This is a genomic window from Sphingomonas alpina (assembly GCF_014490665.1).
Lineage (GTDB): Bacteria > Pseudomonadota > Alphaproteobacteria > Sphingomonadales > Sphingomonadaceae > Sphingomonas > Sphingomonas alpina.
In genome coordinates this window covers 4,001,127-4,013,151 of record NZ_CP061038.1, presented here as the reverse complement: position 1 = coordinate 4,013,151, position 12,025 = coordinate 4,001,127, and the positions used below count along the sequence as shown (strand labels likewise).

The following is a 12,025-nucleotide window of genomic DNA, read 5'->3' as shown; positions in this document are numbered from 1 at the left end:
GTGAGGTGACTGCATCGCGCCCACTCGGTTACGCCCGCCGCATCGAGCAGCGGCAATGGGAGCGATCGATCATGGCGGAAATCAAATGCCCGGTCCGGGACTGCGTCCATGGGCAGGTGCCCTGTCACGACTGTTCCTATGGCGAGATCACCTGCCCCGGTTGCCAAGGGAACAGGGACGTGAGCTGTTCCGAATGCCATGGTGCCGGCTATTTCACGCGCGGCCTGGAATATATCGCCTGCACGCACTGCGGCGGCAAGGGGGAGGGACTGCAGTTCGGCGACTTCACCAAGGGAAGCGGCCGTACGCCCTGCACCGACTGCAAGGGCAGCGGAAAGGTGACATGCCCGCATTGCCACGGAAATCGTAAATTCACCTGCCATCTATGCAAGGGGACCGGGCATGTGCCCGATCCGAATGGCTGAGGATCGAAACATGGGCGCCGCACCGCTCTCCGAAGAGCAACGGGCACTGGCGCAATCCGGTGTCGATGCACACCTCGCGCGGCTCGCCGATATCAAGCTGCGCTACGATGCCGATCTCGCGACCCTGTATGACCGGATGCTCGCCGTGCCGGATCCTCGCGCGGACATCCATGCCCTGATGCTCGATGAACTCGGCCGCTGGGGGGCGGTATGGCGGATCGAGCTTACCGTATTGGTCAATCGCTGCGCCATGCTCGGCTCGGACGCGGCGGAGCCGTGGCGCGGCCTGCTTGCCGGGCACGACCGCCTGGTCGCCGAGATCGGGGAGCGCGGCGCCGAGTTCGGCAAACAGGAGCATAAGGCCGATCACGTCACGGGCATGAAGGGGCTCGACCTGCAGCGGCAGACGATGGACCGCCTCAACCGCCTTCGCCAGCGCTTCTGGTGACCGCAGCGGCCTATCCGAACAGCCGCCCCAGCACACTCTTGTCGCGCAATATCTCATGCGCCGCATTGTGCCCCGGCGCACCGGTCACGCCACCGCCGGGATGCGTGCCCGCGCCGCACATATAGAGCCCTTTGATCGGCGCGCGGTAGTCGCCATGCCCAAGCACCGGCCGCGCCGCCCAGAGCTGATCGAGCGACATATGGCCGTGCATGATGTCGCCGCCGATCAGCCCGAACTTGCGCTCCAGATCGAGCGGCGAATGGATCTGCCGCGCGATGATCGAGCCCTTGAAATTGGGCGCATGCTTGGTGACGGTATCGACAATCAAATCGGCCGCCGCTTCGCGCTCATCATCCCATGACCGGCCGTCCGGCAATACCGGCGCGAACTGCTGGCAGAACAGGCTGGCGATATGCTGTCCCGGCGGGGCGAGGCTGTCATCGACTGAGGTCGGGATCTTCATCTCGACGATCGGCTCGTCCGACCAGCCCTTGGCCTTCGCATCGGTGAATGCCTTGTCCATATAATCGAGCGTGGGGGAGATGATGATGCCGCAGGTGTGATGCTCCGCCACTTCCTTGCCCGGCAGGACCGAGAAATCGGGCAGTTCGGACAGAGCGACGTTCATCCGGAACGTGCCCGACCCCGCCTTGAAATTATCCATCCGCCGCGCGAATTCGGGCGTCATATCGGCGCGGTCGACCAGCTGGCGATAAAGCAGGGCAGGGCCGACATTGGCGACGACGATCTTGGCCGCGATCTCCTCGCCGCTTTCCAGCTTCACACCGGTGACGCGGTTGCCGTCCACCAGCACCTTGGCGACGGGTGCTTCGAGGCTGATCTCGACGCCCAGCTCGGTGCACGCCTCGGCCATGTACTTGGTGATAGCACCCATGCCGCCGACGCTATGGCCCCAGGCGCCCTTCTTGCCGTTCACTTCGCCGAAGACATGGTGGAGCAGGACATAGGCCGAGCCCGGCGTGTCAACGCTGGCGTAATTGCCGACCACCGCGTCGAAGCCGAACGCCGCCTTCACATAGTCGTTCTCGTACCAGCTATCGAGGAAGCTGCGCGCCGATTTGACGAACAGGTCCATCACGTCGCGCTGCGCCTCGATGTCCATGCCGGTGAGCTTGCGTCCTTGCGCCGCTGCGGCGATCAGCGCGCGGATCCCGCCGCCGGCATTGGGCGGCGTCTTCAGCGCCATGTCGCGCAGCACTTCGGCGACCCGCTCCAGCGCTTCCTCATATTTCGGGAAGGTCTCGGCATCCTTGGGCGAGAAGCGCGCGAACTCGGCCTGAGTCCGCGCCGTCCCGCCGCCGAGCTTGAGATAGCCGTCGTCATGCGGGAAGAAATTGGAAATGGTCCGCTCGATGATCTTCCAGCCGCGCTCGTGCAGCCGCATGTCCTTGATCACCTTGGGACGCAGCAGGCTGACCGTGTAGCTGGCGGTCGAATTGCGGAAACCGGGGTGGAATTCCTCGGTGACACACGCCCCGCCGATCACGTCACGGCGTTCGAGCACGCGAACCTTCATGCCCGCCCTGGCGAGATAGAAAGCGCAGACCAGGCCGTTATGCCCGCCGCCGATAATCAATGCGCCGTAGGATTTGGTCATTCTCTGCTTCCCCAATTCCCGTCACCCCCGCGAAAGCGGGGGTCCCGCTGCCTTCCCCACCGTCGAGAAGAAGCGGGATTCCCGCTTTCGCGGGAATGACGGTGTTATTCCGTCACTGCCCTAGGCCGGCGGCTCCAGCCCGGCGCAGGCGCGCGGTGCTGGCGTGCCTCCGGGAAGATCCGCCGGATCTTCTTCGCGAAACTGCGCAGGCACACTTCGCTCGCGCCGATCGGCCCGGCGGTATAGGTCTGCGAGGCCATGCCGCGCTGCACGCGCTCGATCAGCCAGGTGTCCTCGGCATTGACCGTGCGGTTGATCCGCCAATTGGCGTAGCGCACCAGCTTCATCTCACGCCTGTCATCCGGCAGCGCAAAGCACATTTCGCGCAGCAAGGTCGTGGTCGGCGTCAGCGGCAGCCACTGCATGAAATCGATCTGGTCGGCGTACAGGTCGAACGCCATGTTCGGCCACAGCTTGAAATAGAGCCAGAGTCGCTGATTCTCCTCGGGCAGATGATCCACCTTGGGCAGATGCTTCTGGTAGAACCGCTCCCATGGATTGGCGGAGGGGCGATCGACCAGCCGGCCCGACATCTTGTCGACCCACGGCTCGGCCTCGATCGCATAGCTTTTGCCGAACAGCCGGGTCAGCCCGTCATGCGCGACCGGGATGTGGAGATTGTCGGAATAATTGTCGCCGACATTCTTCCAGTTAACTGCCCGTTCGCGCGCTCGCACCGGACTGATCGTCTCCATCTCCTCGAAGCGGTACGGCGCAACCTGATCGTCATAGGGCGCCATCATCTCGGCGACCGACAGCCCGCCATCATCTTCCAACCGCACGAACACGAAGCCGCGCCAGATCTCGACCCCGATCGGGGCGAGTCCATTCTTCGCCATGTCGAGCGCCGGATAATCGCCGCGCATCGGCACGCCGCTCAAGCGCCCGTCAAGCTCATAGGCCCAGGCATGATAGGGACAGATCAGCTTCTTCGCACAGCCTTGCGGTCCTTCGACCAGCCGCATCGCGCGGTGGCGGCAGACATTGGCGAACGCACGGACCAGGCCATCGTCGCCGCGCACCGCGAGAACGCTTTCGCCGACATAATCGAGCGTGTGGTAATCGCCCGCCTTGGGAATATCGCCGACATGGCACACGATCTGCCACGATGGGCGAATGACGCGTGCCACCTCGACGTCGAAATATTCCGCATCGGTATAGAGCCAACCGGGCAGGCTCCAGTCCGCATCGGGGTCATGCGCTTCCATATCGGCAAAACGATGCGCCATCCCGGCCTCCCGCTTTTGGGTGATCCTTGTTGAACGATCGTACAACAGGCTGCGCTCCAACGCAATTGCTGTTATGAGGGCGCGATGACTCAGCCTGCCTTCTCCCGCGCCGAACCCGATGCGCGCCGTCTCAGCCTGATCGAGGCGACCGCCCGGGTGCTCGCCTCGCAGGGCGCAGCGGGGGCATCCGTCCGGGCGATCGCGGTCGAGGCAGGCGTGTCGCCGGGGCTGGTCAGCCATTATTTCGACGGCGTCGACGCGTTGGTCGCCGCGACCTATGTGCATGTCGGTGAGCGGGTCAGCACCGCGCTCGACGCCGGCGTTGCGGCCGCCGGCCCGGATCCGCGCGCGCGGCTCGACGCCTATGTCACCGCCAGCTTCCATCCACCGATCGCCGATCCCGGCCTGCTCGCGACCTGGCTGGCCTTCTGGAGCCTGGTCAAGGCGCGGCCGGGGATCGCCATGCTGCATGACGATATCTACGCCGCCTATCGCCGCGACCTGGAGGCGTTGCTGGCGGACTGCGGCGTCGCGCCCGGCGATCTGCGCCTGACCGCGATCGCGATCACCGCCCTGGTCGACGGGCTATGGCTCGAACTCTGCCTCTCGCCGACCACCTTCACCGCTGACGAGGCGCGCGGCATAGCCGGACGCCAGATCGCGGCGCTGTTGGGTTAAAGAGAACTACACCTCACCCGTTCGCCCTGAGCTTGTCGAAGGGCCGTTCTTCTTTTTCGACGGTTGCGAAGAAGGGCGGTACTTCGACAAGCTCAGCACGAACGGGAAGAGGATAGTTCTCGAGCCTTACCTGGAAAGATCCGTGATCAGCGATTTCCAATAGGCCATGGACGGCTTGAGATTGGCCAGCGGCGTGCGTTCGTTGAGGCCGTGGCTGAACGAATCCGAATCCTTGATGAAGGTCGGGCTGACGCCGTAGCTGGGAATGCCGCGGCTGCGGAACCACATCGAATCGCTCGCCCCGGCCGACATGCCGGGAATGATCGGCACGCCCTTGTAGCCGATATCGAGCGCCTTCCTGACCGCCTTCATCACATCGGGCCGCATTGGCGACGCGTCATTGGGGATGGTGCCCATCTCGACATATTTGATCGTCATCGCCGGGTCCGCCGCGACTTCGACCAGCTTCGCCTGCACATCCTCGACCTTCACGCCGGGGAAGATGCGGCAATTGATCAAGGCGGTCGCACGCTGCGGCAGCGCATTGATCGCATGGCCGCCGCTCAGCATCGTCGCGACGCAGGTCGTACCGATCTGACCGATATAGGAGGGGTTGGCGCTCAGCGTCGCGATCGCCGCCTTGTCGCTCTGGTCGGCGGCAAAGGCGCGCATCGCCGCCGCCGTCTCGCCGGTCTGCTGCTTGGCGGCTTCGGTGAAGAAGGCCTTGGTCAGTGCATCGGCCTGCGGCGTGAACTGATAGGCGCCGATCCGGTCGAGCACCCGCGCGAGCTGGTAGATCGCGTTGATCTTGCGCGGCGCGCTCGAATGGCCGCCGGGATTGGTGAATTCGAGCTGGAAATCGGCATAGGTCTTCTCCGCGCCCTGCAGCGTGAAGAATTGCGGATGGCCGTCCTCGGCCAGCGACCCGCCGCCGCCATCGGCATTGAGCACCAGCTCGGCATTGGCAAATTGCGCCGCCAGCGCCTGGGTAGTCTTCATCGTCGTTTCCTCATCGCCCGAATAGGCGATGACGATGTCGCGACGCGGTTTGAACCCGTCGCGCTTGAGCTGCAGCAGGGTCGCGACCACTTCCGCCCCGTCGAGCTTCATGTCGGTGGCGCCGCGCCCGAACAGATAGCCGTTCTCGATCACCGGCGTGAACGGATCGCGCTCCCAGTCGGCCGGCTTGGCCTCGACCACGTCCATATGGCCGGAAAGGACCAGCGGCTTGGCCGCGCTGTCGGTGCCGCGATAATAGGCCACGAGCATTGCGGTATCGTCGACCCTGGTGACGGTGACATCGCCAGCGGCGAATCCGCCCGCGACCAGCAGGCCCTTCAGATATTCGGCATAATCGGGGGTCTGGTTGCCCGGCCCCTGCACGGTGCGAAAGGCGATCGCGCGTTTGGTGATCTCCAGCGCCTGCGCTTCGGCCTGGCTGGTATCGGCACCCTTGGCCTGTGCCGTTCCCGCCATCAGCGCAAGCGCCGCCACCATCGAACCCAAGTGCCGCATCTGTATGACCCCTTATCGTTGAGCGCGCGATGCTAGGGGGCGGAGCGCGCGCGTCAACGGGGGCGGCTGCCCATTTCCTGCCGGGCGAAACCGGTGCCGCCCTCGTTATACGGAAGGCCCGCCGCAAAAGATTACCAAGCGGCACTTGACGAAGGCGCAGTGAGTTGCAGATGCGAAAGCGATGGAGGCCACGCACTTGAATGACGGCACATCACCAACCGGGCGTCGCAAGTCCATCATTGCCGCCGCGACCGGCGCGATCTGCCTCGTCTGCGAGCCGCTGTTTCATCGGGGCACATTGATCGATCATATCCCGGCATTTTGGACCGGTGTCGGGGTGGTTCTAGGTGTTGTGGCCGGTATTGGACTGGTCGTGACCATTACCCGCTCAAGGGCGATCATGGATCGCCTTCGCAATGCTACTGACTTTCAGCGATTCCGCCATGCGATGGGGATGCTTTTCCTGCTGATTATAGGCGGCGTTGTCGGCGGTTATTATGCTCGCGTTGCGGTCGAACAGAACAGCTTCCTCGGCTATGACGCGAAAAGGTCCCAGCTGCAGGCGGTGGTAACGGGCATTTCGAACGGGCGAGGCGGCCCTTTCGCCAATCTTCAGCCTTATGCGGGAGCCAGAGAGCTCCAGGCGCGCATCGACGACGATCTGTACAGCCGGCTGGATCCCTATCGACAGCCTGGTCGGGATTGTTTGATCCTATCCGTAGAGACGGGGCGCGGCGGGGTAAAGCGTACCCTGCTTCCGGCGGCATTCGACACTCGATTGGGAACCGAGAGATGGGTCAAATGCGACGGCTATCCAACCGATTTCCGCTAGGCGCCGAACCGACTGAGATCGCCTCATCCCACCCATCTCCGATCATCGTGTCATTTTGACTGATCGTTGCTCGTAGCCGCAGTGTCGTCCGTGGCCGGCTCGCCGCGCGACGTGCGTGCGGTCATGCCGGTGGCGGAGGCATCGTCGAGCATCTGCTCGTCGGGCGCGACGGCGGTGGGCTCCGGCGCGGCCTCGGCGGTCGAGTTGGTTTCGATGACCGGCGAAGCTTCCGGGGTCGGCGACGCGCTCGGCTCCGGCGTCGGTTCGCTGATGGCTTCGCTATTCTCGGTCGGCGCCGGCGCCGGCTCGGATCCCGAGCAGGCGGCCAGCCCGGCGGCCAGCAACGCGGTGCCGGCGACAAGCAGGGCTTTGCGGATGGTCTTCATCGTCATTCCTCGAAAAAAAACGTGTCGGAAATATCGGGCCTCAGCGCGCGGCAAGCGCCTGGGTGGCCGATCGTGCCTCGATCTTGCTCGCCAACGTCCCGTCCCATTTATACGGGTCGTCGCGGAAGCTCACCACCCCGTTCGCATTGGCGAAGGCGGTCCAGTACAGCAGATAGACCGCAACCTGGTCGGCCAGCTTCGCGCGCACGGTCTTGCCGTCGGCGATCGTCGCGTCGATCGCGGCCGGCGTCCATTCGGGCGTCGTCCGCATCAGCAGCTTGGCGAGGTCGGCCGGCTTTTCGAGCCGCACGCAGCCATGGCTTGCCAACCGGTCGAAGCGCGAGAAACCCGCCTGCGCCGGGGTGTCGTGGAGATAGACCGCGAACTGGTTGTCGAAATCGAACTTGAACTTGCCCAGCGCGCTCTTCTCCGAGGATTGCTGGAGCCGCTTGCCGCCGTCGCCGGTGTCGATGATCCGGAAACCATTGGCCTTGAGGTAGCCCGGCTTTTTCTTTTCCTTGGGCCAAAGCTCGCGATTGGCGATCGAGGAGGGCACGTTCCACGGTGGATTGAGCACCACGCTGTGAATGCGCGAGACCAGCATCGGCGTTTCGTCACCGGGCCGCCCGGTTACCGCCTTCATCGACATCACCGGCGCATCGCCGTCGAATACGGTCAGCACCGCCGCGGCGATATTCACCTGGACGCGGTTCTTCTCGATCTGGGCCGGTAACCAGCGCCACCGTTCCATATTGGCCATGATCTGGCGGATGCGCGCTTCGACCGGCACATTGAGCGCGGCGATCGTCTGGCTGCCGACCACGCCTGCCGGGTTGAGGCCGTAGCGGCGCTGGGCGCGGCTGACCGCCTCGGACAATGCAGTATCGAACTTGTCGCCTTTCACATCGAGCTGAGGATCCTCGATCGCCAGGCGCTGGCGCAATGCGAGGACCTGCTTGCCGCTTGACCCGAGCTTCAGCTCTGGTCCCGCGCTCAGTGCCGTCCAGCCGCCTGCGTCGGCGATACCATGATAGCGGGCAAGGCCCGCGGCAAGCGCGTCATAACCGGCATAGGGTGGTGGCAAAGAGGCGATCCAGGCTGCCAGGCGGTCGCGCTTCAGCGCGTCGATGAAGCCCGGGCGCGGGTCATAGGCTTGCGGCCTGATGCCCCATTGGAGCTGGAAATCGGCGGTGTCGAGCCGTCCGGCATGCACGGCCTTGGCATGGTCGAGCGCGGCTCCGACCAGCGCATCGCGATCGAGCTTGGTCGCGTGTGGCGCCGAATCCGCGCGCAGCCCCTGTGCGACCGAATCCTTGTCGAGCAGTACAGCGAGCTGTTCCGCCTGCGCATCGGTCAGCTCGGGCAGCGCCATGCTCGGTTGGGCCGGCACTGTCGGCACCACTGGCGGCGGGGCGACGCGTTGCGGCACTTGCTGCGCCGTGGCTGGCGCGGCCAAGAGCGACGCGGCCAATGCCCCGGTCAAAAGGCGTCGACCGATGGTGAAGGGGCCGGCGGTGGAGGCCAGGATACATCCCTGATCGTAAAGCATACTCATGTCCGAACCTCTGCCAAGGAACGCGCGATATAGAAAGCTCATACTGCGGCAGGATGAACGGACGAAGGCAAATCGCGCGCCACGCGCCATGCCCCGGCCAGCGCGATCAGGCCCAGTAGGGCGGCCGTCCCGCCCAATGCCGCCATCCCGCCCAGCGCCACGCTCCAGCCGCCAATGCTGGTCCCGAGCGCAATGCCGAGATTGGCAGCGGAGATGTTGAGCGCCGCGGCCAGGCGCGGCGCTTGCGGCGCGGCGCGCGTCATGCGGAGCTGACACACCACGAACGCCGCTGAATGCGCCATTCCCCACAGCGACAGTGAGAGGAGCAGCGCGAACGGCGAAAGCGGGAGAAACTGAAGCAACAGTCCGGGCAGGACAAGCAGCGCGGCGATGGCGATGGCGGCCGTACCGAGAGCGCGGCCGGTGGCATATCCGGCGATCATGGTCCCGGCGATCCCGGCCAGGCCGAAGAGCAGCAGCCAGCCCGAAGCGGCGGCGGGGCCGACATGCGAGGCGGTCAGGATCGGCGCGATAAAGGCGTAGAGACAGAACATGGCGGCGAACTGGATCAAGGTCAGCGCGGCCTGAGCCTGTACCGAGCGGCGGAACAGGATCCGCCGTGCGCCGACTCGCTCCCCGGCGCTCGACGTGAGCCGCAGGCGGGGCAGCAGCGCGACCGCCACGGCGATCGCTGCGGCGACCAGTCCCAGCATCAGGAAGAATCGGGTCCAGCCGAACCAGGCCGCGACCGCGACGCCCAGCGGCGCCGCCAGCAGCGCGCCGATCGCCACGCCGAGATAGATGCGCGACGTCGCCACCGCGTCATCGCCGTGCAGCCGGGCGAGCGCATTGGTGGCCACGCCGATGAATAGCGGCAGCGCAGCCCCTGGACGAATCGAAGCATGCCAAAGCCGATGGGATCCCCCAGCAGCGGCAGGACGGCGCTCAGGACGAAAGGGGTCAGGCTGAGGATCAGCGCATGGTCGGCACGCAGATGCCGGGTCAGCGACGCCGCGAACGGCCCGACGATCGCCGAGCCGAGCGCGAAGCTGGTCATGAAGCCCGCCGCCTGTCGGAGCGTCAGCTCCATTTCGGCGGCGATATAGGGCGAGATGCCGACCAGGGTGAATTCGGTCGCGACCACCATCGCCGCGCCGGCAACCAGGACAGAAGATTCCAGGCGTGACGCCGGTGCTGCCCCGGTGCCGGCATCGGTCATATGCTGGCGCCGTTGTCGATCGTCCAGGCGGCGCCGGTCACCGACCGCGCGGCGTCCGAGGCGAGATAGGCGACGATATCGGCGACTTCGCCCGGGTCGGAAAAGCCGGTGGGATTGGCCATCAATTCGGTCTGATGCGCCGCGCCGGGCCCGTCCTTCGGGTTCATGTCGGTATTGGTCGAACCGGGGTGCACGACATTGACGGTGATGCGCCGCGGCCCCAGCTCGCGTGCCAGCGCAATGGTCAGGCCGCCGATCGCTGCCTTGCTTGCGGTATAGAGGCTGAGCCCGGGATGTGGCGCGCGCAGCGCCAGATTGCTGCCGATCGACACGATTCGCCCGCCATCGGGCATCACGGCCAGCGCCGCACGCGCCGCGACAAAGGCGGCGCGGACATTGACCGCCATGGTGTCGTCGAAATCGCTCGCGGTCAGATCGGCGATCGGCGCGGCGTGAAAGATGCCGGCATTATTGACCAGGATATCGATCCGGCCAAAGGCGTGCGCGACCTCCGCCACGGCCGCCTCGACGGCGACGGGATCGCGATTGTCGCTTTGAATCGCCAGCGCGCGGCCACCCGCTTCCTCGATCGCCTGCACGACCTGCTGTGCCGGCCCGGCGCCCCGCACATAGGTGATGGCGACGGCCGCACCGTCCCGCGCCAGCCGCTTGGCGATCGCAGCGCCGATCCCACGGCTGCCGCCAGTGACCAAAGCCACTTTTCCACCGAGATTTTCCATGCTCATTCCTTTTGTGTGTCGATCAACACAGAATTCCTGCAACGCCTTGCAACCACGCGTCAACCGATTATTGTAATGGATGACACAAAAAGAGTTGAGCAATGGAAAGACGTGGCCGCCCCCGGGCATTCGACCGTGACGCGGCGTTGCAGCGAGCGATGGAGCTGTTCTGGGAGAATGGCTTCGAAGAGACGTCGATGACCGACCTGACCGATGCCATGGGCATCGCCTCGCCCAGCCTCTACGCCGCATTCGGCAGCAAGGAGGCGCTGTTTCGCGAGGCGGTCGATCGTTACAAGGGCTGTGTCGGGACCGAAATCTGGGAAGCGCTGGACCGTGAGCCCGATATCGTCGACGCGATCGGTGCTTTCCTGATGAACACCGCGCGCTCGTACAGCGATGAAGCGACGCCCAGGGGCTGCATGATCGTGCTCGGCGCCCGCTCGGCCGGGCCATCGAGCCACCCGGTGTGCGACACGTTGAAGCGTCACCGCGCGATGAACCTGGACCAGCTGCGGCGGCGATTCGAGCGCGCCGTGGCGGACCGGCAATTGCCGACGCAGTTCGATTGTGCCGCTGCCGCCGCCTTTTACGCCTCGCTCCAGCACGGCATGTCGATCGTCGCTCGTGACGGTGCGGACGCCGCGACGCTCGAATCGATCGCCATTGCCGGCCGGCGGTCATGCGCCGCGTCGCGGGACGCGGGCGCATGATCCGGGACGGCAGGCTGGAAACGCCGCGCCTGATCATCCGGCCTTTCGTAGCAACCGACGCGGTGACTCTGGTGGCATTGTTCGCCGACCCGCTGGTGGCGCGATTCGTCGATGACGGCACTGCGCTGTCGGCCGAGGATGCGGCCTTGTGGGTGGTCAGGTCGGCCGAGAACCTCGCCCGCCACGGCTATGGCACCGGGGCGGTGGTGCGAAAGGAGGACGGGCTGATGATCGGCTGGGCCGGGGTCGCGCGACCGGCGGACGGATCGCAGGAGATCATCTACGGTCTGGCCCGCGCGTTCTGGCGGCGAGGCTATGGCGGCGAAATTCTGTCGGCGCTGGTTGAATTCGCGGTCGGACGCGGCATCGATCCGGTCCGCGCGACGGTCGATCCGCGCAACCTGATCTCGGTCCGGCTGCTGACCGGACGCGGATTCACGCTGGCAGCGCGCGGCCATGACGGCGACCCGGACTCCGACCTGTACCAGTTCGGATCCTGACTTGTGACGGCACCAGGGAAAAATGGTGCCCGAGGGCGGGTTCGAACCACCGACACCACGATTTTCAATCGTGTGCTCTACCAACTGAGCTACTCGGGCGCTGCCGG

Annotated in this window: 13 protein-coding genes and 1 tRNA gene; 6 read left to right on the top strand and 8 right to left on the bottom strand. The window is 65.3% G+C overall.

Features of this window, described 5'->3' with window-relative positions:
- Positions 1-179: 179 nt before the first annotated feature.
- Both H3Z74_RS18615 and H3Z74_RS18610 read left to right on the top strand, forming a co-directional pair.
- Positions 180-425: a hypothetical protein gene (locus H3Z74_RS18615; protein WP_187761055.1), complete on the top strand. Its 246-nt coding sequence runs from the start codon at positions 180-182 to the stop codon at positions 423-425.
- A 10-nt stretch (positions 426-435) separates the two neighbouring features.
- Positions 436-873, top strand: coding sequence for a hypothetical protein (locus tag H3Z74_RS18610; protein ID WP_187761054.1), 438 nt, complete (start codon positions 436-438; stop codon positions 871-873).
- A 10-nt stretch (positions 874-883) separates the two neighbouring features.
- Here the strand turns inward: H3Z74_RS18610 and H3Z74_RS18605 are convergent, their stop codons facing one another.
- Complete coding sequence (locus H3Z74_RS18605) at positions 884-2,491, bottom strand: phytoene desaturase family protein (RefSeq protein ID WP_187761053.1); 1,608 nt, start codon at positions 2,489-2,491, stop codon at positions 884-886.
- Positions 2,492-2,595: 104 nt separating this feature from the next.
- Complete coding sequence (locus H3Z74_RS18600) at positions 2,596-3,780, bottom strand: aromatic ring-hydroxylating oxygenase subunit alpha (RefSeq protein WP_187761052.1); 1,185 nt, start codon at positions 3,778-3,780, stop codon at positions 2,596-2,598.
- Positions 3,781-3,864: 84 nt separating this feature from the next.
- On the opposite strand from H3Z74_RS18600, the gene H3Z74_RS18595 reads away from it, so the two are divergent.
- A complete protein-coding gene (locus tag H3Z74_RS18595; protein WP_187761051.1) occupies positions 3,865-4,458 on the top strand; it encodes a TetR family transcriptional regulator C-terminal domain-containing protein in 594 nt (197 codons plus the stop codon).
- A 126-nt stretch (positions 4,459-4,584) separates the two neighbouring features.
- Here the strand turns inward: H3Z74_RS18595 and H3Z74_RS18590 are convergent, their stop codons facing one another.
- Positions 4,585-5,973, bottom strand: a complete 1,389-nt coding sequence (locus H3Z74_RS18590; protein ID WP_187761050.1) for a M20/M25/M40 family metallo-hydrolase — start codon at positions 5,971-5,973, stop codon at positions 4,585-4,587.
- Positions 5,974-6,154: 181 nt separating this feature from the next.
- Between H3Z74_RS18590 and H3Z74_RS18585 the strand changes: the two genes are divergently transcribed.
- Complete coding sequence (locus H3Z74_RS18585) at positions 6,155-6,805, top strand: hypothetical protein (protein ID WP_187761049.1); 651 nt, start codon at positions 6,155-6,157, stop codon at positions 6,803-6,805.
- Positions 6,806-6,855: 50 nt separating this feature from the next.
- Here H3Z74_RS18585 and H3Z74_RS18580 read toward each other — a convergent pair whose 3' ends face one another.
- From H3Z74_RS18580 to H3Z74_RS18565, 4 genes are all read right to left on the bottom strand, one after another.
- Positions 6,856-7,191: a hypothetical protein gene (locus H3Z74_RS18580; protein ID WP_187761048.1), complete on the bottom strand. Its 336-nt coding sequence runs from the start codon at positions 7,189-7,191 to the stop codon at positions 6,856-6,858.
- A 40-nt stretch (positions 7,192-7,231) separates the two neighbouring features.
- A complete protein-coding gene (locus H3Z74_RS18575) occupies positions 7,232-8,740 on the bottom strand; it encodes a L,D-transpeptidase family protein (RefSeq protein ID WP_187764399.1) in 1,509 nt (502 codons plus the stop codon).
- 44 nt (positions 8,741-8,784) lie between these two features.
- Positions 8,785-9,606, bottom strand: a complete 822-nt coding sequence (locus H3Z74_RS18570; protein WP_187761047.1) for an MFS transporter — start codon at positions 9,604-9,606, stop codon at positions 8,785-8,787.
- A 355-nt stretch (positions 9,607-9,961) separates the two neighbouring features.
- A complete protein-coding gene (locus tag H3Z74_RS18565) occupies positions 9,962-10,711 on the bottom strand; it encodes an SDR family NAD(P)-dependent oxidoreductase (protein ID WP_187761046.1) in 750 nt (249 codons plus the stop codon).
- A 95-nt stretch (positions 10,712-10,806) separates the two neighbouring features.
- On the opposite strand from H3Z74_RS18565, the gene H3Z74_RS18560 reads away from it, so the two are divergent.
- Together H3Z74_RS18560 and H3Z74_RS18555 are read left to right on the top strand one after the other, a co-directional pair.
- Positions 10,807-11,418 (top strand): TetR/AcrR family transcriptional regulator, encoded by a 612-nt coding sequence (locus H3Z74_RS18560; RefSeq protein ID WP_187761045.1) that lies wholly within the window; start codon positions 10,807-10,809, stop codon positions 11,416-11,418.
- Entirely contained in the window at positions 11,388-11,918 is a 531-nt protein-coding gene (locus tag H3Z74_RS18555) for a GNAT family N-acetyltransferase (protein WP_187761044.1), read from the top strand. Before H3Z74_RS18560 ends, H3Z74_RS18555 begins: the two co-directional genes overlap by 31 nt.
- 23 nt (positions 11,919-11,941) lie before the next feature.
- On the opposite strand, the gene H3Z74_RS18550 is transcribed toward H3Z74_RS18555, so the two are convergent.
- Positions 11,942-12,017: transfer RNA gene (locus tag H3Z74_RS18550), tRNA-Phe, on the bottom strand.
- Positions 12,018-12,025 lie beyond the last annotated feature (8 nt).